Origin of the sequence: Mesorhizobium sp. CAU 1732 (genome assembly GCF_039888675.1) — a bacterium.
In the GTDB taxonomy this organism is placed as follows: domain Bacteria; phylum Pseudomonadota; class Alphaproteobacteria; order Rhizobiales; family Rhizobiaceae; genus Aerobium.
Genome location: NZ_JBDQQR010000001.1, coordinates 545880 through 567539, shown reverse-complemented (window position 1 = coordinate 567539; position 21660 = coordinate 545880). Strand labels below are relative to the sequence as shown.

15 protein-coding genes are annotated in these 21660 nt (G+C 65.9%); 8 read left to right on the top strand and 7 right to left on the bottom strand.

Going from position 1 to position 21660, the window contains the following annotated elements; genetic code table 11:
- Window positions 1-2: 2 nt before the first annotated feature.
- Window positions 3-1676 (top strand): iron ABC transporter permease, encoded by a 1674-nt coding sequence (locus AAFN55_RS02935; protein ID WP_347797387.1) that lies wholly within the window; start codon window positions 3-5, stop codon window positions 1674-1676.
- A gap of 1 nt (window position 1677) precedes the next feature.
- On the top strand, window positions 1678-2742 hold the full coding sequence (locus tag AAFN55_RS02930) for an ABC transporter ATP-binding protein (RefSeq protein WP_347797386.1): 1065 nt from the start codon (window positions 1678-1680) through the stop codon (window positions 2740-2742).
- Window positions 2743-2944: 202 nt separating this feature from the next.
- On the opposite strand, the gene AAFN55_RS02925 is transcribed toward AAFN55_RS02930, so the two are convergent.
- Window positions 2945-6406 (bottom strand): DNA methyltransferase, encoded by a 3462-nt coding sequence (locus tag AAFN55_RS02925; protein ID WP_347797385.1) that lies wholly within the window; start codon window positions 6404-6406, stop codon window positions 2945-2947.
- Between the two features lie 243 nt (window positions 6407-6649).
- Between AAFN55_RS02925 and lepA the strand changes: the two genes are divergently transcribed.
- The gene (gene lepA / locus AAFN55_RS02920) at window positions 6650-8458 is read left to right on the top strand and encodes a translation elongation factor 4 (RefSeq protein ID WP_347797384.1); all 1809 of its coding nucleotides are present in this window, start codon (window positions 6650-6652) and stop codon (window positions 8456-8458) included.
- A 374-nt stretch (window positions 8459-8832) separates the two neighbouring features.
- Window positions 8833-9051 (top strand): DUF2283 domain-containing protein, encoded by a 219-nt coding sequence (locus AAFN55_RS02915; RefSeq protein ID WP_347797383.1) that lies wholly within the window; start codon window positions 8833-8835, stop codon window positions 9049-9051.
- A 100-nt stretch (window positions 9052-9151) separates the two neighbouring features.
- Here the strand turns inward: AAFN55_RS02915 and AAFN55_RS02910 are convergent, their stop codons facing one another.
- Window positions 9152-10336, bottom strand: coding sequence for a M48 family metalloprotease (locus AAFN55_RS02910; RefSeq protein WP_347797382.1), 1185 nt, complete (start codon window positions 10334-10336; stop codon window positions 9152-9154).
- Window positions 10337-11365: 1029 nt separating this feature from the next.
- Here AAFN55_RS02910 and AAFN55_RS02905 point away from each other — a divergent pair.
- Both AAFN55_RS02905 and AAFN55_RS02900 read left to right on the top strand, forming a co-directional pair.
- A complete protein-coding gene (locus AAFN55_RS02905; RefSeq protein ID WP_347797381.1) occupies window positions 11366-12127 on the top strand; it encodes a hypothetical protein in 762 nt (253 codons plus the stop codon).
- Between the two features lie 52 nt (window positions 12128-12179).
- A complete protein-coding gene (locus AAFN55_RS02900) occupies window positions 12180-12341 on the top strand; it encodes a hypothetical protein (protein WP_347797380.1) in 162 nt (53 codons plus the stop codon).
- 1 nt (window position 12342) lies between these two features.
- On the opposite strand, the gene AAFN55_RS02895 is transcribed toward AAFN55_RS02900, so the two are convergent.
- From AAFN55_RS02895 to AAFN55_RS02875, 5 genes are all read right to left on the bottom strand, one after another.
- Window positions 12343-13134, bottom strand: coding sequence for a lysophospholipid acyltransferase family protein (locus AAFN55_RS02895; protein ID WP_347797379.1), 792 nt, complete (start codon window positions 13132-13134; stop codon window positions 12343-12345).
- On the bottom strand, window positions 13131-13625 hold the full coding sequence (gene rimI / locus AAFN55_RS02890) for a ribosomal protein S18-alanine N-acetyltransferase (protein ID WP_347797378.1): 495 nt from the start codon (window positions 13623-13625) through the stop codon (window positions 13131-13133). Before rimI ends, AAFN55_RS02895 begins: the two co-directional genes overlap by 4 nt.
- Window positions 13622-14305 carry a tRNA (adenosine(37)-N6)-threonylcarbamoyltransferase complex dimerization subunit type 1 TsaB gene (tsaB, locus tag AAFN55_RS02885; protein WP_347797377.1) on the bottom strand — a complete coding sequence of 228 codons (684 nt, stop codon included), beginning with the start codon at window positions 14303-14305 and terminating at the stop codon, window positions 13622-13624. Before tsaB ends, rimI begins: the two co-directional genes overlap by 4 nt.
- 199 nt (window positions 14306-14504) lie before the next feature.
- Window positions 14505-16667, bottom strand: a complete 2163-nt coding sequence (locus AAFN55_RS02880) for a malate synthase G (protein ID WP_347797376.1) — start codon at window positions 16665-16667, stop codon at window positions 14505-14507.
- A 293-nt stretch (window positions 16668-16960) separates the two neighbouring features.
- On the bottom strand, window positions 16961-18967 hold the full coding sequence (locus tag AAFN55_RS02875) for a hydantoinase/oxoprolinase family protein (protein WP_347797375.1): 2007 nt from the start codon (window positions 18965-18967) through the stop codon (window positions 16961-16963).
- Between the two features lie 221 nt (window positions 18968-19188).
- Here AAFN55_RS02875 and miaB point away from each other — a divergent pair, with 221 nt between their 5' ends.
- Together miaB and AAFN55_RS02865 are read left to right on the top strand one after the other, a co-directional pair.
- Window positions 19189-20592, top strand: a complete 1404-nt coding sequence (miaB, locus tag AAFN55_RS02870) for a tRNA (N6-isopentenyl adenosine(37)-C2)-methylthiotransferase MiaB (RefSeq protein ID WP_347800164.1) — start codon at window positions 19189-19191, stop codon at window positions 20590-20592.
- A 69-nt stretch (window positions 20593-20661) separates the two neighbouring features.
- Window positions 20662-21657 carry a PhoH family protein gene (locus tag AAFN55_RS02865; RefSeq protein WP_347800163.1) on the top strand — a complete coding sequence of 332 codons (996 nt, stop codon included), beginning with the start codon at window positions 20662-20664 and terminating at the stop codon, window positions 21655-21657.
- The last annotated feature ends 3 nt before the right edge of the window (window positions 21658-21660 follow it).

The window sequence follows — 21660 nt, the reverse complement described above, 5'->3', positions numbered from 1 at the left end:
CAGTGCTTTCAGCATCGCGATCGCAGCTCCGCATTCTGGCGCGGGATCCCATTCTTCTCGCGCTCATCGTCGTGATCTTCGCTGCGATCGCGGTCTTCGTGGTCTATCCGGTGGCGACGGTCTTCGTCGCCAGCCTCCAGGACCGCGGCGACTGGACGCTCGACAATTACGCGCTCGTCGCCGAGCGCCGGCTCTACCGCAACGCGCTCGTCAACAGCATCGGCGTCGCGACGCTGGTCGGCATCATCAGCGTGATCATCGGCTACATCCTCGCCTTCACGCTGACCCGGCTCGACGTCAAGGCGAAGAAGCCGCTGCATCTCATCTCGATCCTGCCGATCATCTCGCCACCCTTCGTGTCGGCGGTGTCGATCCTGTTCCTGTTCGGCTTCAACGGGCTGATCACCAAGCAATTGCTCGGCCTGCGGGACTTCAACATCTACGGCTTCCACGGCGTGGTGTGGGCGCAGGTCTTCACCTTCGTGCCCATCGCCTATCTGTCGCTGCGTGGCGTGCTCGCCGCGATCAGCCCGACGCTGGAGGACGCCGCCTTCAACATCGGCGCGACGCGCTGGCAGACCTTCTGGAAGGTCACCTTTCCACTCTCGCTGCCCGGCGTCGCCAGCGCGTTCCTCATCGTCTTCATCGAATCGATGGCCGATTTCGGCAATCCGCTGGTGCTCGCGGGCGCTGCCTTTCCCATGCTCGCACCGCAGGCCTATCTGGAGATCACCGGCTCGTTCAACCTGGCGCGCGGCGCGATGCTCGCGGTCATCCTGCTCCTGCCCTCGATCACCGCCTTCGCCATCCAGCGCTATTACCTCTCCAAGCGGCAATATGTGACGGTCACCGGCAAGCCCACCGCCTCGACCTCCAAGATCGTCAGCCGCCCGGTCAAATGGGCGCTCTACGGCTTCGTGCTGGTCTTCGCGGCCATCGTCATCCTGTTCTACGGCGTCATCTTCCTCGGCGCCTTCACGCAGGTCTGGGGCTTCAACTACACGCTCACCACCGCCCACTTCGCCTATGTGTTCAGCGTCGGCTGGAAGACGGTCACCGACACGCTCATCATCGCCATCATCACGACGCCGGTCAGCGGCTTCCTCAGCATGCTGGTCGCCTATCTGGTGGTGCGCCGCACCTTCCCGGGCAAGGGCCTGATGGAGTTCGGCTCCATCCTCAGCTTCGCGGTGCCGGGCACCGTCGTCGGCATCGGCTACATCCTCGCCTTCAACGGCCCGCCGATCATGCTCACCGGCACGCTGGCGATCCTCGTTCTGTGCTTCGTGTTCCGCTACGCGCCGGTCGGCATCCAGTCCGGCATCGCGGTCCTGCGCCAGATCGACCCGGCGATCGAGGAAGCCGCCCAGAACCTCGGCGCAAGCGCGTTGACGACGTTCCGCAAAGTCACGCTGCCGCTCATCGCGCCGGCCTTCTTCTCGGCCCTCGTCTACGCCTTCGTGCGCGCCATGACCGCCATCAGCGCGGCCATCTTCCTGGTCTCGGCAAGCTGGAACCTGATGACGGTGCAGATCCTCAATCAGGTCGGCTCCGGCCGGCTCGGCGTCGCGGCCGCCTATTCGATCGTCGTCATCGCGATCGTCCTCGTCGCGATCGTCATCATCAACGCGATCGTCAACCGCATGACGCGCCACACAAGCACGGTACGTTTCTGACATGGCCGACGCAGTTCTCATTCGCCAGCTCAACAAGCAGTTCGCCAGCCTCGACGCGCCCGACCAGCCGGTGCACGCGGTGCGCGACGTCAATCTGGAGGTGAAGCCCGGCGAGCTCGTCACGCTGCTCGGCCCGTCCGGCTGCGGCAAGACCACGCTGCTCCGCATGATCGCCGGCTTCGAGGAGCCGACCTCCGGCGACATCGTCTTCGGCGATCGCCGCATGAACGATGTCGCGCCCAACCATCGCGACGCGGCGATGGTGTTCCAGTCCTACGCCATCTTCCCGCATCTCTCGGTCTACGAAAACGTCGTCTTCGGCCTGCGCCTGAAGCGTCTGTCGCGCCCGGAACTCGAAGCCCGCGCGCAGCACATTCTCGAGATGACGGGCCTCGGCACGCTGGCGCAGCGCTCGCCCAACCAGCTTTCCGGCGGCCAGCAGCAGCGCGTCGCGCTTGCCCGCGCCATCGTGATGGAGCCGCGCGTGCTGCTCTTCGACGAGCCGCTGTCCAATCTCGACGCCAAATTGCGCGACCAGATGCGCGTCGAGATCCGCGAGCTCCAGCAGCGCCTCGGCATCACCGCGCTCTACGTCACCCACGACCAGATCGAGGCGATGAGCATCTCCGACCGCATCGTCGTCATGAATGGCGGCATCGTCGAGCAGGTCGGCACGCCGCGCGAGGTCTATGCGCGCCCGGCCAGCCGCTTCGTCGCCGACTTCATCGGCAAGGCGAATTTCGTCTCGGGCAAAAAGACGGCCGGCAACGCCATCGAGATCGCCGGCAAAAGCTTCGACCTCGCCTCTGGCAACGCCCAGTCCGCCGGCGACGCGGTGACCGTGGTCATAAGGCCCGAAGCGATAAAGATCGCCGCCGACGCAGGCGACTTCCCCGCCACCGTCCGCCGCGCCATGTTCCTCGGCAACATCGCCGAATATCTGGTCGAGGTCGACGGCGTCGGCTCCTGGCTGGTCGACAGCCCCAATCCCGGCGAAGCAGGCCTCTTCGAACCCGGCACAAACGTCTTCGTCTCCCCCTCCCGCGCGGCGATCCACGCGGTTTAGAGCGGCTCCGAACGAGGTGGGACCGCTGTGCATGGACACCCCCTCCACCACTTCGTGGTTCCCCTCCCCCATGAAAATGGGGGAGGATCCAGGTTGCGGCCGTCCGCGACGCTGGATCCTCCCCTGCGAAGCGGGGGAGGGGGACCGCCGAAGGCGGTGGAGGGGGTGTTCGGCGAAACCCTGAAATGCTCCAGGCCAACCCTCACGCTGCCCGGCGCGCGGCGAAACGGCCGTCCGGCAGCGCCGAAATATGCCCGTATCGCGCGAGCGTCAGGAGAACCTGCGCAACGCGCGGCTCGATCTTCCTGCCGCCGCCCTTGAACGCGCGCGCGATGGAAGCCGCGTCGAGTGCCCGGCCGCTCGCCGCCAGCATCGCCTCCACCGCAAGCGGCTGCTCGTGGCGGTCCTTCGGGAAGACCGGCTTGCCGCGATCGATCGAGATCACGGTCTCCGGCAGGTCGAGCTCTCCCGTCCTGACCTTCGCGCTCCTGGCGAAACGCGGCACCTGATAGTCCGGCCGCAGCCACCGGACATGACCCGACGCCTCCTCCCGCGCACGCTCGGCATTGAGCGCGACCAGCCGTTCCAGAATCTGATCGTCCGGCAGCTCCACCGGCCAGCCATAAGCCTGCGCCGTGAGACGGTCGATCGTCTCGTGCAATTCCCTGAGGATCAGCACCAGTCCGCGCGCCTTCACGTCCTCGTCCTTGTCGGTGAGCGTTGATCCTCCCCCATCTATGGGGGAGGGAGACCGCGAAGCGGTGGAGGGGGCGACCGCCCTGAGCTTTTCAAGCACGTTGTAGAGCCCGGTCAGCGTCAGATCGGGATGCTCGGCGAGCACCTTCTTGCGCAACGCGTCGAGTTCCTCGCCGGCGGCGCGGAGTTGTTGGCGAAGGTTTTCGGATGGGTCGGGAAATGGGAAGGGGTCGAAGCAGCGGGATTTTGTATATACGGCGTCGTTCCCTTGCCCAAGCCAGCCACCAGCATGGATCGCCCATGTCGTATGGATACGAGAACTTGTAATCGCTAGTGTCAATGCATCCGCATCAGCGACGATGACTGATTTATCGTCAAGGACGAATGACGATGGAACAAACTGGAAAATTCGGTGCCGAGCGGTGTCGACCGTTGCAATAAAACGACTGAGTTCTCCGAGTGCGGGCCGAAGTTCTCGCCGAGGTTCGCCAAATATCCACCAGTTCGAACGATATGATTCGCGCGGATTTCCATCGCGAACTGGCTTTACCGTTTCAAGTACATGTTGATAGACCCGAGGAAATTGGGCCCTTGCTTCAGCCGAGGTCAAGCCAAACAAGTCTATGACCATCAAATTACGTGACTTGGACGTCAAATCCCGGCCGTTGCGATAGTGACGCACATATCTATCGAGCTCCGGAATGTCACCTAAGCCGAGTAAGGCGGCTTCCGACTGTGTCAGAATAAATCCAGAACCATGTAGTTTGACCCCGTCGTGTGCGACAGAAGTATTCGAAAGCAGCTTTGACGCCCGTGTCAGATCAACACCAATCGAAAGATCGGAATTGATGATGCCGGTTCGGTCTACATACTCGATCCTCGGCTCGTCGCTGCCCAGTTCTTCCTCCCGCGTCGTCTCCAGCAACACGCCCTCGCGCTTGCCCGCCACGGCCACCGTCATCGCGATCCGCACGGCCGCGCTGTCCTTCGTCACCTTCGTCCAAGGATGATCTGCAATGGCATAGATCAGGCTGATCGGGTTCTTCGCATTCAGGTGCCGCTCCATCACCCGGCGCTGAAAAACCTGGCTGATCGAATTCGTCGTCACCAGACCGAAGCGCCTCAGGCGCGTGCCCTTGCGGGTCAACAGCTCTGCCGCGCGGTCCCACCAGTACATGACGAGATCCGCGCTCTCGTTCATGTGCTTGTGCGCAGCCCAAAGCGCTTCCGTGTAGCCGCCGCCGAGACGCGAGCGCAGGTCCTTGCCGCCCATGAAAGGCGGATTTCCCACGATGAACTCCGCTTCCGGCCAATCAGGTCGGCGCGCATTGGGATAGGTCTCCTTGCGCGCGCCATCCTGCTCGACGATCGTCGTCAGCGGCCATCCATCCCATGTCAGCACCGCGTCATAGCCCTCGCGCCTCCCGAAATTGATGTTCCTGAACGCTTTCAGGATCGGCTCGGTCGGGTGGCCATCGCGCGTGCGATAGTGCTGTTGCAGATAACCGATCCAGACGACGAGTTCGGCAATCGCGGCCGCGCGCGGATTCAGTTCCATCCCGAGAAACTGATGCGGATCGACCGTCTCGCCTTCAAGTCCGAGCGTCTCGGTCACACCAAGCCGCGCCAGCGTTTCCAGCACCTCGCCTTCCAGCTTCTTCATCAGTTCGAGACTGACATAGAGAAAGTTGCCGGTGCCGCAGGCCGGATCGAGCACGCGCGTCGCGCAGAGCGCCCGATGGAAGCCGCGAATGATCTCGACCGCCCCGCGCTCGTCGCCGCGATCTTTAGCGTCCTCGGCCTGCTTCAGCGCCCTCTGCCAGTCGGCGCGCAGAGGCTCCATCACCGTCACCTCGACGAGCCGCTGCACATAGGCGCGCGGCGTGTAATGCGCGCCCAGCTTGCGTCGCTCGACCGGATTCAGCGCCTGCTCCAAAAGCGTGCCGAAGATCGCCGGATCGACATCGATCCATTTGTGCCGGGCGGCAGCCACCAACTCGCCGATCTCCTCCCGGCGCAAGGGCAGCGCCCGCGCATCGCGATAGAGATTGCCGTTGAAGTGGCGCAGTTGGGAACGGAAGTAGGAAAAGAAGCGGTCGCTGCGCTCCGCGCTGTCCATCTTCCTCCAAAGCTCTTCCAGAAGCGGCACCAGCGTCGCCGGCGAAGAAACGCAATCTTCCAGAAGCCGCGTGAACTCGCCCTTTGGCAGGAGGTCCACATCTTCTGCAAACATGCAGAAGATGCAGCGCATCAGGAACAGCGCCACGTCTTCCGCGTCGTAGTTCTCCTCCAGCGACCGGCTCACTTCCGCAAGCCGCCTCGCGATCTCGCGCGTCACGCGTGCCGATTCCTTCGCCGGGTCGAGGCTTGCCGGATCGGTCCAGATACGGGCCAGAAGCGCGCGCGTCTCCGGCTTGCGCAAATCCTCCAGATAGATACGGAAACCCTTGCGGTCTGGAAACTGCCCATAGGCGCGGCCGGTACCGGTGAAATCAGCGAAGATTTCGAAGGCATGACCGACATCGCAGGTGATGATGAACGGTGGCGCGGGATGATCCGCGTCGAGCAGGAAGACATACTCTTCCGCCTGACGCCGTGCGTTCTGCATCATCACGTCCCAGCCGCGCGCGATCGAGCGCCTGCCCAGCGTTTCCGGCTCGTCGGGCAGCATCGAGAGCTGCCCTGGCAGGGCGTTGCGCCCGCCCGGCAGCCGCGACTGCTTCGCCTCGAGGATGAAACAGCCGCGTCTGTAGAGATCGATGCGCCTGGACGAGGCGATCTCGTCGCTTTCCCGTCGTCTCACCGCGCGCTCGAAAACGTAATCGTTGGCCACGCGTTCGGCGCCTGCCGGCTCCGGCCGCCGCACGCCGATCACGTCGCACAATTCGCTCAAGAACATCTGGTAATTCGCCCGCTCCGCGCCGCCCTCGCGCGCGGTCCAGCGGGCAATGAAGCCCTCGCAATCCATCCGCCCCTCCCCGGCGGGCGGAACACGCCACGGCTTCCGCAGGCGACTTGTCCCCGCAAGCCTGCCTGCGGGCGCGTCACGCCCGGTTGTATCGTTTGGTTGAATTTACCTTAGGTTGCATATGGTGCGCTTGCAACCCGCAATTGCGGCCCGCCAATGCGGCGCCTTCGGCAGGCCCGCCATCTCTTGGCGCTTCCCCATGCCGCGCTTGTTTACGCCTGCGCCGCCTGCTAAGGCGCGACGATGAAAACGCCGCTCAAGAACATCCGCAACTTCTCCATCGTCGCGCATATCGACCACGGGAAGTCTACGCTCGCCGACCGCCTGATCCAGCAGACGGGATCGCTCGAAATGCGCGAGATGAAGGAGCAGGTGCTTGACTCGATGGACATCGAGCGCGAGCGCGGCATCACCATCAAGGCCAACACCGTCCGGCTCGAATACAAGGCGCAGGACGGCGAGGATTACGTCCTCAACCTCATCGACACGCCCGGCCATGTCGACTTCGCCTACGAGGTCTCGCGTTCGCTGCGCGCCTGCGAGGGCTCGCTGCTGGTCGTCGATGCCTCACAGGGCGTCGAGGCGCAGACGCTCGCCAATGTCTACCAGGCGATCGACGCCAATCACGAGATCGTCGTCGTCTTGAACAAGATCGACCTGCCGGCCGCCGAGCCCGACCGCATCAAGGAGCAGGTGGAGGAGGTCATCGGCCTCGACGCCTCCGACGCCGTGATGATCTCGGCCAAGACCGGTCTCGGCATCGGCGACGTGCTGGAGGCCATCGTCACGCGCCTGCCGCCCCCGCGCGAGGGCGACCGCGACGCGCCGCTGAAAGCCATGCTGGTCGATAGCTGGTACGACGCCTATCTCGGCGTCATCGTTCTGGTCCGCGTCATCGACGGCGTGCTGAAGAAGGGCCAGCAGATCCGCATGATGGGCACCGGCTCGAAATACCAGGTCGACCGCGTCGGCGTCATCACGCCCAAGATGGTCGTGGTGGACGAACTCGGCCCCGGCGAGATCGGCTTTTTGAACGGCTCGATCAAGGAAGTGGCCGACACCCGCGTCGGCGACACGATCACCGAAGACAAGCGCCAGACCGCCACAGCGCTGCCCGGCTTCAAGCCGGCGCAGCCCGTCGTGTTCTGCGGCCTGTTCCCGGTCGACGCAGCGGACTTTGAAGACCTGCGCGCCGCGATGGGCAAGCTGCGCCTCAACGACGCATCGTTCTCATTTGAAATGGAAACGTCGGCCGCGCTCGGCTTCGGCTTCCGCTGCGGCTTCCTCGGCCTTTTGCACCTGGAGATCATCCAGGAGCGGCTGGAGCGCGAGTTCGACCTCGACCTGATCGCGACCGCGCCGTCGGTGGTCTATCACCTGTCGATGAATGACGGCTCGACCATCGAGCTGCACAACCCCGCCGACATGCCCGACGTGGTCAAGATCAGCTCCATCGAGGAGCCGTGGATCAAGGCGACCATCCTGACGCCCGACGATTATCTCGGCGCGATCCTCAAGCTCTGCCAGGAGCGGCGCGGCATCCAGATCGACCTGTCCTATGTCGGCAAGCGCGCGATGGTCACCTACGATCTGCCGCTCAACGAAGTCGTGTTCGACTTCTACGACCGGCTGAAGTCGATCTCGCAGGGCTATGCCTCGTTCGACTACCAGCTCACCGACTACCGCGAGGGCGACCTCGTGAAGATGTCGATCCTCGTCAATGACGAGGCGGTCGACGCACTCTCGATGCTGGTCCACCGCTCGGCGGCCGAAAAGCGCGGCCGCGTCATGTGCGAGAAGCTCAAGGATCTGATCCCCAAGCACATGTTCAAGATCCCGATCCAGGCGGCGATCGGCGGCAAGGTCATCGCCCGCGAGACCATCTCCGCGCTGCGCAAGGACGTGACCGCCAAGTGCTATGGCGGCGACGTCACCCGCAAGCGCAAGCTCCTCGAAAAGCAGAAAGAGGGCAAGAAGCGCATGCGGCAGTTCGGCAAGGTCGAAATCCCGCAGGCCGCCTTCATCGAAGCGCTCAAGATGGGCGACGGCTAGCGTCTTCCTTCTCCCCGCCAGCGGGGGTCCGAAGGACGGGCGAGACAAGCGTCTCGCCCCGGTGGCCCGAAGGGCCGGATGAGGGGCGGCGCGACGGAGAAAGAGTGTCGGGGGACAGGCATCATCAAAACCATCGTCCTCACGCGGCACGCATCGGTCAAGATGAACGAGCGGGACATACGTCTTTCATGGGTGGAATCGGCGATCCGAAATCCGTTGTGGACCGAGACCGAACCCCGCTATCCCGCGGCTGAACGCCGCTTCGCGCAAATCGGTGCCTTCGGCGATCGGTTCCTGAGGGTCGTCTGTGTCGAGACTGAAGACGCGATCCGTGTTATAACCGCGACATTCGACCGAAGGGCGAGGAGTCCGAAATGATCGATATGACCTACGATCCGGAAGCAGACGCCGCCTATATCTATCTTGCAAAGGGCAAGGTTGCGGAAACGGCGGAAGCCGGCCCCTTCATCTACGACAAGGACGACCAGGGGCGCGTGCTCGGTATCGAGATCCTTGGCGCAAGCAATGTGCTCGCGCCGGGCACTTGGCGCGAGTCCCGCCGACCCGGCACGGTGCCAGAGGCGGCGGAGTAGCAGGAGCGCCGTTTCGCGGGGGCGACCGCCAAGCCGCTTCCGCCTCCCGAGCGGATCGCCTTCCCTTCCGGACGAAGAGCAGCGCGAACGCCGCCCCCCCTCACTGATTCAGATAATCGATACATTCCAGATTGTTGCCGGGGAATCGCCCGGCGCAGGTGTTGCCGTATTCCTCTTCGGCGCTTCCGGCGGGCGTTGCGTAATAGAGGTCGTCGCAGGCCTGCATGGTGCCCGCATGGCACTGGCTGGCGAGCGCCGCATTGTCGCTGTCGCTGATCTCGGGCACGTCCACCGGCGGCGGCATGTCGGCTGCCGATGCGTAGGTGGTCACCTCGCCGCTCCCGGTATCGGGCGCGACCAGCCCCTCCAGATCGGAGGCGATGACGCCGAACGAGCGTTCGACGAGCGGCTTGACCAGCGGAATGCTCGCCACCGCCGCGACCGGCACGAGAACGATCGCGAGGATGATGCCCCAGGCGCGCAGCGGCCCCCGGCTGGAGGTGTATTTCGCCGCCGCCGGATCCGGCGCGATCGCCGCGACGCGCGCCGAGAGCGGCGGATAGGTCGACAGCCAGCGCGCGATCGTCATCCAGCCGGTGTCGAGGTTCTGCTGCTGGCGCATATAGGCGTTCACATTCACCTGCCGCGCATGCACGCCGCCGGCCGCCAGCACGGTCAGCCCGTGGCGCGCGCCCTCCGCGCTGCCGCAAAGTGCTGCGCCCCAGCGGTCGCAGGTGTATTCGCAGGCGCGCGAATAGGCCGAGCCGAGGAACGGGATCAGCCGGCCGGGCGCGGTCAGCAGGAACCAGTTGAGATGGCCCGAGCGCAGATGGCCGATCTCGTGGCCGATGATCATGTCGCGCGCCGCCTCGTCGTCGCCGCATGCCGCGAGCAGGTCCGCATAGAGCACGACCATCTGGCCGCGAAACAGTTTCGTGGCAAACGCGTTGAGCGCGCCGTCGGCCTGCAGGATGTAGGTCTCGGGCACATGCTTCAGCCCCGCCCGGCCCGAAAGCTGCGCCACGCGCCGATACAGATCGGGGAACTGGTCCGGCCCGAGCTGGATCGCGCTGCCGCGCAGATACGCGACGAAGCCGACCTGCACGAAGAACAGAAACAGCGCGATCAGCACGACATAGACGAGCCCCAGCCCGAACGTGCCGACGACGATCAGGATCCACAACAGGACCGACACGATCATCACGACGACGCGCAGCGGTATCTCACTCGGCCACCGCGCCACCCGAACCTCCCGGCCCACAGGCACCTCAATCCTCTGCTGCATCTCGCCCCTCGTCCTCGCGCAAAAGGTCCACATGCCAGACGTTGCATGACGGTTCAACGACAGCGGGTTGAGCCAGTGGGGGATGAGAGTGGCGAACACCAACCGCGCCGCCGTCTCCTCTCGCCCGCAAAGCGGGGGAGAGGTGGCACGCGAAGCGTGACGGAGAGGGGGTCTTTGCACGCAGAAGTGCCGCCGCCGCCTTCCCTTCTCCCCGTTCACGGGGAGAAGGTGGCCCGAAGGGCCGGATGAGGGGCAGCGGCAACCTCTCCGATTGATGGGGTTTTGGATTGAGTTATCCCCGTAATTCACTGCCAAAAGCCTTCTTACGAAAATTGCGTCTGCCTCCTCATGCGCAAGGCAATTGTGAAAGGAGACAGTCGATAAACCAACGTATCGCCCCTGAAACACTAAATTCTGCCAAACCCTCTGACAGTGAGGAGATTGCGGAATTGGAATTCGAGACATGGGTCCACGAAGAAAACGAATGGGCCCCACCGACCGACGAGGCATGGATTCCCGGGTCTCCCTCCGCTGCGCTCCGCTCGCCCGAGAATGACGAAGTGAGATGGAGATCGCTAAGGTAGGGTGGTTTCGGCTGAGCCAGCTTTGAGACACTGACGGGTGGCGATGAGCTTCACCTCCCCACTTCGTCATGCTCGGGCGAAGCCTTGAGCGCAGCGAAAGGCGCATACCCGAGTATCCATGCCTCGCCGGCTCCGTTGCAGGATTGTGCAGAACTCCGGCACTTACCCGGGTCACCGGAGACCACGGACCGTCGTGAACACCCAGCCCGTCACCAACTGCCGAGGCATGGATTCCCGGGTCTCCCTCCGCTGCGCTCCGGTCGCCCGAGAATGACGAAATCGAGGTGGAGATCGCCGGTGGAGAGAATTTCACATCGCCGAAACCGTTTCCCAAGCCCGATCAACCACTTGCGAAAAACATCGCCGCAAACCCACCCGGGTTTCTCCACCCCCTCCCGGCCCGCGCGATACTGCCGCCTCCTTGACCAAATGGGCGGAGGATGCGATGGATTGGAAGGCCGCGATCGAGACGAACCGCCAAGCGCTGAAGCGCGTGCTGGTAACCCTTGTGGCACTCGCCGGCATCACCGGCGGCAACAACGCAGACCGCACCACCACCTTGCCGCGCCATCTCCACCGCGCCGTGCTGCGGCTTCTGCGCCCCGCCGAGGCCGCCGCGCGGCGGTTGATCATCGTGGCCGCGCGCGACATGGCCCCGCCGCCGACGCGCAGGCCGGCGGGCGTGCCGACGCCGCCCGCCGGGCACCGCAAGCCGGTGGCGCATCCCGGCACGTCCCCGAAAACCCCGGCCAAAATCCCGGCCCTGCCGCTGTTCGATCCGCTGCCGCGATGGCGCGGACAAAGACGGCCGGCAGCACTCGGCGTGCCGCGCATCCGCGTTCCCGGTTTCAGCGCGCCGTCCATGGTCGTGTTGCGCCGTCCGCTTCGGGCCGACGATCCGGTTAATGCCGCGCGGCTTGCGCTTCGCCTTCAGGCGCTCGGTCGCGCACTCGACGATCTGCCGGCCCACGCCCGCCGCTTCGCGCGCTGGCGGGCGACCCGCGATGCCATAAGCGCCCAAAGGAGAGAACCCGATGCCGCGGGCAGGCGAAACCGGGGACGACGCGTCGTCATGCGCCGCATCGCGCCGTTGCGTCCCGGCCGGCCGCCGGGCTGGCGGAAGCGGCCCGTCCACGAGGTTCACCATGTCCTGGCCATCGTCCACGACCTCGCCTTCTGGGCGATGGAGCGCCCCGACACGTCATGACGCGAGGCGGGCGGCCCATGCTTGCGCCACAATCCGCCCCTACCGGCAGGCGATGCCGTTTCGCCTCCTGCCGCTCCTCATCCCGCTTTGTCTCATCGCTGCCTGCACGACGCGGACGGGCGCGCCGCCGCGCGCGGTCGTGGCGGTCGAGGAGCCGTTGCCCGCCGGCATCACGCCGCTGACCGTCGAGCAGGACGAGATGCTGCGGCGGTAGCCTATAAGGGTCGGCGCAGCGCCTGCGCCATCATCGCGGAGACGCGGGCCTCGATCTCGCGGGCGGTCTTCTTCCGGTCGGAGCCGGGGCCGAACAAAATCGCCTCGCCGAAATGCACCTCGACGTCCATCGCGCCCTCGCCGAGCAGCGCCGCGAGGTGCGGCACCAGCGTCTGGTCGCCCACCCAGGCGGCGTGGGCGCGGTGCAGGCGGCCCATCGGCATGCCCTGCAGGCGGGTATAGGCGATGGCGACGGGCTGGATCGCGATCGTCTCGTGGCCGCCCGCCGCGCGCGCCATCGCGGCGGCCGCGAAGAGGGTCGACTTGAAGGGCTGGATGCGGTTGCCCGTCCCTGTCGTGCCTTCGGGGAAGAGCACCATCGGGTCGCCGCCGACGAGGCGGTCGGCGATGGCGCGGGCTTGGCCCGCGGACTCGCGGCGCTGGTCGCGCTCGACGAAGACCGAGCGCTGCAGCCGCGCCAGCGTGCCGATCCCCGGCCACGACGCCATGTCGGACCTGGCGATGAAGTGCAGTTCGGCCAGCGAGCCCAGCACCATGATGTCGGTCCACGAAATATGGTTCGACGCGATCATCAGCGGCCGCGCGGCGGCGATCTCGCCCGTCACGCGCACGCGGATGCCGAGCAGTTTCAGGAGGATGCGGTGGTAGAGGCGCGGCACCTTGCGGTCGTCGATCAGATGGGTGCGCACCGCGACCCACTGGTAGAGGCCGAGCGGCGGCGTCACGATCGCCGCGATCATCAGCGCCAGGACGAGCCTGATCCGGCCGATCATCGGCGCAGGTCGCGCCGCATCACCAGCGCGTCGGATTTGCGGCCGCCCGGCTTGTCGTAGTAGCCCGGCCGGCGCGCGACCTCGCGGAAGCTCAGGCGTCGGTAGAGCGCGGTGGCTGCAAGGTTGGTCTCGTCGACCTCGAGGAACAGCGTCTCGGCCCGCGCGGAATGAAGCTCACGCAGCACCGCCTCCATCAGGTCCCGGCCGAGGCCCTGCCCGCGCTGCGAACGGGCGACGGCGATCGTCAGGATTTCCGCCTCGCCCGCCGCCAGCCGCGCCAGCACGAAGCCCGCCGGTCCCGCCGCGCGGTTGCCGACCTGCCATGCGGCGAAGCCGAAATTGGTATCCTGCGCGATGAGCGCCGCGAATTCATGCGTCGACCAGGGGCGAGAGAAATCCTCGCGGTGAAGCGCCGGCAACAGCCGCGCGTCGTCCGGGCCGATGAACTCGATGGAGAATTCGCGACGGCCGGTGAGGAACGGCAGCTTCACGGCACGGTCTTCCGCGCCACCGCGAAGGCGGTCTGCGGCTTGGCGTCCGCGCCGCGTAAGTAGAGCGGGACGGGCCGCGCAGGCTGCGGGTCATGCGCAAGGCGCTCTGCCGCCAGCCTTGCATAGGTTGCGATGTCGGCCGTCGCGGCGCTGGACACGATGGTCGCGTCGATGCCTGCGGCCTTGGCGATTGCCGAGGCGGCCGATCCGGTGAGGATCGCGCCTGCCGCCATCGCGACCGCGTCATTGAAATCCTCGACCGCGGGTGCCGACACCGGCGCGCCCTCGGTATCAAAGTGCGCCGAGTAGACCTGTCCGCGCCCTGCATCGATCAGGCTTTGCACCTCCCTGCCCGGATGCGCCTCGCGTGCCTCCAGCGCAAGCGCGTCGAGGGTCGAGATGCCGATGGCTGGAACATCGAGCGCGAGTGCGAGACCCCGCGCGGTCGCCACGCCGATGCGCACGCCGGTGAACGAGCCGGGACCGACGGAGACGGCGATCGCGCCGAGGTCCGCATAGGCGAGGCCGGCCCGATCGAGCGCTGCATCGATCGCGGCGATGAGGTGTTCGGCATGCCCCTTCCCGAGATCGATCACCTCGCGGCCGCGCTCGCCTGTTCCGGTGTCCCAGATGCAGGCTGCGCAGAGCGTGGAGGCGGTGTCGATGGCGAGGATGATCATGATGCGAGTCCTTGGCGGTCAGGCCAGTGCCCCTTCGCGCCCCCCTCTGTCCTGCCGGACATCTCCCCCACACGGGGGGAGATCACGCGGTGTCGGCCACGAGAATAATCTCCCCCCTCGTGGGGGAGATGTCCGGCAGGACAGAGGGGGGCAACGTCGAGCGTCATGATCTCCGTCTCAAACGCGAGAAGGCGCGCGCCTAATGCGCTCCGTCCTTCGCCTTCAGCTCAAGCCGGCGCGCATGAAGCACCGGCTCGGTGTAGCCGCTGGGCTGTTCGCGGCCCTTGAAGACGAGATCGCAGGCGGCGAGGAAGGCGATCGAATTGTCGAAATCGGGTGCCATCGGGCTGTAGAGCGGGTCGGCGGCGTTCTGGCGATCGACGACACCGGCCATGCGCTTCAGGGTTTCCATCACCTGATCGCGCGTGCAGACGCCGTGGTGCAGCCAGTTGGCCATGTGCTGGGCGGAGATGCGCAGCGTCGCGCGGTCTTCCATCAGGCCGACATCGTTGATGTCCGGCACCTTCGAGCAGCCGACGCCCTGATCGATCCAGCGCACGACGTAGCCCAGAATGCCCTGGGCGTTGTTGTCGAGTTCGTGCTGGATGTCCTGCGCGCTCCAGTTCGGACGGGTCGCGACCGGAACGGAGAGGATGTCGGAGAGCTTCGCGCGCCCGCGCGACTTGAGCGCGTCCTGGACGGCATGGACATCGACCGTATGATAATGCGTCGCGTGCAGCGTGGCGGCGGTGGGCGACGGGACCCAGGCGGTGTTGGCGCCGGCTTTCGGGTGGCCGATCTTCTGCTCCAGCATGGCGGCCATCAAATCGGGCATGGCCCACATGCCCTTGCCGATCTGGGCGTGGCCCGCGAGGCCGCATTCGAGCCCGATATCGACGTTCCATGCTTCGTAGGCCGCGATCCAGGGCGCCTGCTTCATGTCGCCCTTGCGGATCATCGGCCCCGCTTCCATCGAGGTGTGGATCTCGTCGCCGGTGCGGTCGAGGAAGCCGGTGTTGATGAAGACGACGCGCTCCTTCGCGGCGCGGATCGCCTCCTTGAGGTTCACCGTCGTGCGGCGCTCCTCGTCCATGATGCCCATCTTGATGGTGTTGGGCTGCATTCCGAGAAGCGTCTCGACACGCCCGAAGAGCTCCACCGCGAAGGCGACCTCTTCCGGTCCGTGCATCTTCGGCTTCACGACATACATCGAGCCGGCGCGGCTGTTGGCGCGGCGGCCATTGGCTCCGATATCGTGCAGCGCGATGAGCCCGGTCATCGCGGCATCCATGATGCCTTCCGGGATCTCGGTGCCGTCATTGAGAAGAATCGCCGGGTTGGTCATCAGATGGCCGACATTGCGGACCAGCATGAGCGAGCGGCCTGGCAGCGAGAGGCTGGAGCCATCGGGGCCCACGTACTCGCGATCGGAATTGAGCGTTCGGGTGAAGGTTTTGCCGCCCTTCTCGATCGCCTCCGCCAGGTCGCCCTTCATCAGGCCGAGCCAGTTGCGGTAGACGGCGACCTTGTCGTCGGCATCGACCGCCGCGACGGAATCCTCGCAATCCTGAATCGTCGTCAGCGCGGATTCGAGGATCACGTCGGCGATGCCGGCCTTGTCGGTCTTGCCGATCGGATGGTCGCGATCGATCACGATTTCGAGGTGCAGACCGTTCTTCTTCAGGAGCACGCCGGTCGGCGCGGCAGCATCGCCGCGATAGCCGACGAATTGCGCCGGATCGGCCAGCCCGCCCGAGCCGACGGCAAGCTTGCCGCCTTCCACGGAAAGCTTGGTGACGTCCGCCCAGCTTCCCGATGCCAGCGGAGCGCTGTCGTTGAGGAATGTGCGCGCCCAGGCGATCACCTTGTCGCCGCGCTTGGGATTGTAGCCCTTGCCCTTTTCCGCGCCGTCGGTCTCGGGGATCGCGTCGGTGCCGTAGAGCGCGTCGTAGAGCGAGCCCCAGCGCGCATTGGCCGCGTTGAGCGCGTAGCGCGCGTTCATGACCGGCACGACGAGCTGCGGACCCGCGACAGAGGCTATTTCGGCGTCAACATTGTCCGTCGAGACGCTGAACGCCTCGCCCTCGGGAAGCAAATATCCGATCTCGCGCAGGAACGCCTCGTAGACCGCCATGTCCGACGGCGCGCCGTTCTTGCGGTGCCAATCATCGATCTTGCGCTGCAAATCCTCGCGTTTGGCGAGCAGGGCGCGGTTCTTGGGAGCGAGATCGTGGGCGAGAGCAGCCAGACCCGACCAGAAGGCGGCGGCATCGACGCCCGTTCCGGGCAGCGCCTCTTTCTCCACGAAACGGTGCAGCTCGGCTGCGACCTCGAGGCCGCTGGTCTCGACGCGATTGTTCATATGGAAACCTCCCGGGGGCTGCGTGACGATGGGCGAATGCCGCCCCGCTTTCACCACGGCGGACGCGCCGGGTCAATTCGCAGTATGGCGAGGCTGTTTCAATGAAGCGGGGCTTTTGGACGCCGCGCCGCACCCCCACCCCTTACCCTTCCCCACAAGGGGGAGGGAGACGCCGATGCAGGCGCAGCACCATCGAACATTGAGCCTCGCTCGAACCAGGCAGGATCCCCTCCCCCTTGTGGGGAAGGGTAAGGGGTGGGGGTGCCGTGGAGCAAACGCGGGGAGGCCCCGGCTCAACCCGCGATGCGGGGCCGGCCTGCCGCGATGGCGATCACGAGAGCCTCGACGAAGGTTCGCTGACCTTCGACGGTCGCCGCGCGGATATCGCGCTCCACGGTGATCTCCACCTCGCCCGCGCCGGCTTCCGCCGCGCGACCGATGATCGCCTGCCGCACGATGCGCTCGGCTTCAGCCATCGCCTCGTCTTCGCCGCGGAAATCCTTCAGGCCTTCGCCGGAGGAGACGCGAAACAGCCCTTCCTTCGGCTGGCTGACGCGGGCTTCCACGGTCACGCGCACCTGACCGACCACAGCGCCAAGCGCGTTCGCGACGTCGGTATCGGCCGGCACCACGCATGCATTGCCGACGAGTTCGCTCAACGCCGCATAGTGGAGCGGGGCGGACGCACCGAGGCCGATGACCGGCCGGTCGAGCGCGACCGTGAAACGGGCAATGCCGGGTCTGGCGTCCACCGCCCGCTGGACGAGCGCGTGCGCGACCGTTTCAGGCCCTTCGAGCCCGTCTTCGGCAAAGGCGGTTTCGAGGATCACTTCCGCCGAGCGGCGTGTGAGGGCGCGCAGCACGCGGGCCGAAATCGCTCCGGCGTCCGGCTCGATCGGATTGCCGCGCCCGTCGCGGCGGCGGGCGAAGAGGGTTGCGCCCAGCCGCGCGGCCTCGACGTTCCAGTTGTTCTGCCGCCCGAGAACATGCGCTGCATCGGACGGCGTGAAGCCCGCGACATGGACGAGACCACGGCCGACGAGGCGGTTGAGCGTTGCGACCTGCGCGGTGGACGCGAGCAGCCGGTCGAGCGGCTGCGGCACCGATTTGATGAGCGCGAAAAGCTTGCCTTCCGGCCCCGACAACCCGGCTGCGAGCCTGTCGGGCACGCCGGTGCGCATCGCGAACCGACCGTCGAGGCGGCCCGGATTGGGCGTGCGAAGCTGGCGCTCCAGTTCGGCGATCACCGCCTCGCCATGGGCGTGCGCGGCCAGCGACAGCGGAACGAGGCGGCGCGGACCGAGCACGAGATGCGGACGCAGGCCGCCATCATCGAGGCCGATCTCGGAATCGCCGCCGAGGCCGAAGGTGCGCATGGCGACGGCCTCGACCATCGTGCGGTAGCCGCCCACCGTCGCGCCCTCCGGGTCGAGGCGCGGGCGGCCGTGATCGAGCACGGCGACGTCGGTCGTCGTGCCCCCGATATCGGACACCATGGCATCGTCGAGGCCTGTCATGTGGCGCGCGCCGACGAGGCTTGCCGCTGGGCCGGACAGGATCGTCTCGATCGGGCGACGCCTGGCGAATGCGGCCGACACCAGCGCGCCGTCGCCACGCACGACCATCAGCGGTGCGGCGATGCCGCGGTCGGACAGAAAACCTTCGGTCGCCGCGACCAGCCGGTCTATCATCGAGATCAGCCTTGCGTTGAGAAGGGTCGTCAGCGCGCGGCGCGGTCCGCCGAGCTTGGCCGACAATTCATGGCTGGACGTCACCGGAAGCCCGGTGCGCTCGCGGATCAAATCGGCGGCGGCGAGTTCATGAGCGGGGTTGCGCACCGCGAAATAGGCGCAGACCGCGAAGCCGGAGACGGTTGGGGCCAGCGCCGGCAAGGCGGCGGCGAGCACGTCCAAATCGAGGGCGCTCGCATTGCCGTGGACGTCGTGTCCGCCGGGCACGAACAGCACCGGGTCGGTCCCGAGTGCGGATCGCAGCCCGGCCCTGTCGAGATCCGGCTCGCCGAAGCCGATCATGACGAGGGCGACGCGGCCGCCCTGCCCTTCGACCAGCGCGTTGGTGGCCAGCGTCGTGGACATCGAGACGAGCTTGATCGAGGACGCGGGAACGGACGCCGTGGCGAGCACCGCATCGACCGCGCCGGCTATGCCCTCGGCCAGATCGTGACGCGTCGTCAGCGACTTCGCCTTGGCGAGCACGCCGGTCGCCTCCGACCAGAGGACGGCGTCGGTATAAGTGCCGCCCGTGTCGATACCGAGGAAGAGAGGTGTGGAGGAATTCATGAGGACACTGCTTGCCTGACCCTTCCGCATTAGCCGATGCGATGGATTCAGGGAAGCGGGGTCGCAAGAAAGCCGGATCAGCGCGGGAAGCGCCGCGCCGCCCCTCATCCGGCCCTTCGGGCCACCTTCTCCCCGTAAACAGGGAGAAGGAAGCGCGCTGGCCAGACGCGCCAAACCATCTGTCCTTCGCGGCCAAAAACCGGTAGAGACGCGCCATGGAAATGAACGACACGATCACACGCGACGCGCCCGCGCAGGCCGTCGAGGCGCCGGCAGGGCAGAAGAAGGTCTTCCTGAAGACCTATGGCTGCCAGATGAACGTCTATGACAGCCAGCGGATGAGCGACGCTTTGGCAGCCGACGGCTATCAGCCGACGGACGTCATCGAGGACGCCGACCTGGTGCTGCTCAACACCTGCCATATTCGCGAAAAGGCCGCCGAGAAGGTCTATTCGGCGCTGGGCCGGCTCAAGCAGCTCAAGGAGGACCGCGCGGCGGCCGGGCGCGAGACGATCGTCGGCGTCGCAGGCTGCGTCGCGCAGGCGGAGGGCGAGGAGATCATCCGGCGCGCGCCGGTGGTCGATCTCGTCATCGGGCCGCAGACCTATCACCGGCTGCCGCAGGCGGTCCGGCGCGCACGCGGCGGCGAGCGGATCATCGAGACGGACTACGCGCTCGAGGACAAGTTCGAGCACCTGCCGGCGCCGAAAAAGGCGTCGGTTCGCGCGCGCGGCGTCACCGCGTTCCTCACCGTGCAGGAAGGCTGCGACAAGTTCTGCACCTTCTGCGTGGTGCCCTATACGCGCGGCTCGGAAGTGTCGCGGCCGGTGTCGCAGATCGTCGCGGAGGCAGAGCGCCTTGCGGATGCCGGTATTCGCGAGGTGACGCTGCTCGGCCAGAACGTCAATGCGTGGCACGGCGAAGGGCCGGATGGCCGCGAATGGGGCCTCGGGCAGCTCCTGTTCCGGCTTGCGGAAATCCCCGGGCTCGCGCGCCTGCGCTACACGACCAGCCATCCGCGCGACATGGACGACGCGCTGATCGCGGCGCATCGCGATTTGCCCTCGCTGATGCCCTATCTGCATCTGCCGATCCAGTCCGGCTCGGACCGCATCCTGAAGGCGATGAACCGCAAGCACACGGCTGCCGACTACCTGCGCCTGATCGAACGGATTCGCGCCGCGCGCGCCGATATCGCCATGTCCGGCGATTTCATCGTCGGGTTTCCGGGCGAGACGGATGCGGATTTCGAGGCGACGATGCAGTTGATCCGCGACGTCGGATACGCGCAGGCGTTCTCGTTCAAATATTCGCCGCGCCCCGGAACACCGGGGGCTGACATGAAGTTTCATGTCGATGAAGATGTGAAAACCGAGAGGCTTCTCGCCTTGCAGGCGCTGATCGCAAAGCAGCAGTTGGATTTCGCGCTCGGCCTCGTCGGCAGCGAGATGGATGTGCTGATCGAAAAGCCCGGCAGGAACGCCGGACAGCGGGTCGGCAAGTCGCCGTGGCTGCAGCCAGTAATAGTTGATGAAATGGCCGGCGAAATCGGTGACATTGTCAGGGTACGAATCACGAAGGCGGGTTCCAACAGCCTTTTCTCCGAACCGGTTCGGGCGGAGTAGGGCTTCAAGCAGGAGAGACGTTTGAGCGCCGCGACAGACCTGAAAGCTCCGCCCTCCGGGGCGTCCGACATGGCGCATATCGTACTGACCTTCGACAACAATAAGCATGCGAGCGCGCTTTACGGCCAGTTCGACGAGAATCTGGCCCGTTTCGAGCAAAAGCTCGGTGTGGACATCCGTTCGAAGGGCAACCAGCTCTCGATCAAGGGCGACCCAACTGCCGCAGAGCAGGCGCGCCGCGCGATCGACCATCTCTACGATCTGCTCCAGAAGGGCCAGGACATCTCGCCATCCGACGTGGACGGCGCGATCCGCATGGCCGTCGCGGCAGACGACCAGCTCACGCTGCCGACGCTGGAGCGCAAGGGCAAGGTCGCCGCCGCGCAAATCTCGACGCGCAAGCGCTCGATCTATGCCCGGTCGAGCAATCAGGACGCCTATATGCGGGCCTTGGAGCGATCCGAGCTCGTTTTCGGCATCGGCCCGGCAGGCACCGGCAAGACCTATCTCGCGGTCGCCCATGCCGCCATGATGCTGGAACGCGGCATGGTGGAACGCATCGTGCTGTCGCGGCCCGCCGTCGAAGCGGGCGAGCGGCTTGGCTTCCTGCCGGGCGACATGAAGGAAAAGGTCGATCCCTATCTGCGGCCGCTCTATGACGCGCTCTACGACATGATGCCGGCCGACAAGGTCGAGCGCGCCATCGCCGCCGAAGTCATCGAGATCGCGCCGCTGGCCTTCATGCGCGGGCGCACGCTGCGCAACGCGGCGATCATCCTCGACGAGGCGCAGAACACGACGCCGATGCAGATGAAGATGTTCCTCACTCGTCTCGGCGAAGGCGGCCGGATGATCGTCACCGGCGATCCGTCGCAGATCGACCTTCCGCCGAACACGAAGTCGGGTCTGGTCGAGGCGCTGCAGGTGCTCGACGGGGTGCCGGGCATCATCACGGTGCGCTTCAACGACGTCGACGTGGTGCGCCACCCGCTGGTTGCCGAGATCGTGCGCGCCTATGACCGCCACGGCAGCGGCGCCGACCCCAGGGGACGCATCGCGGTCTGACGG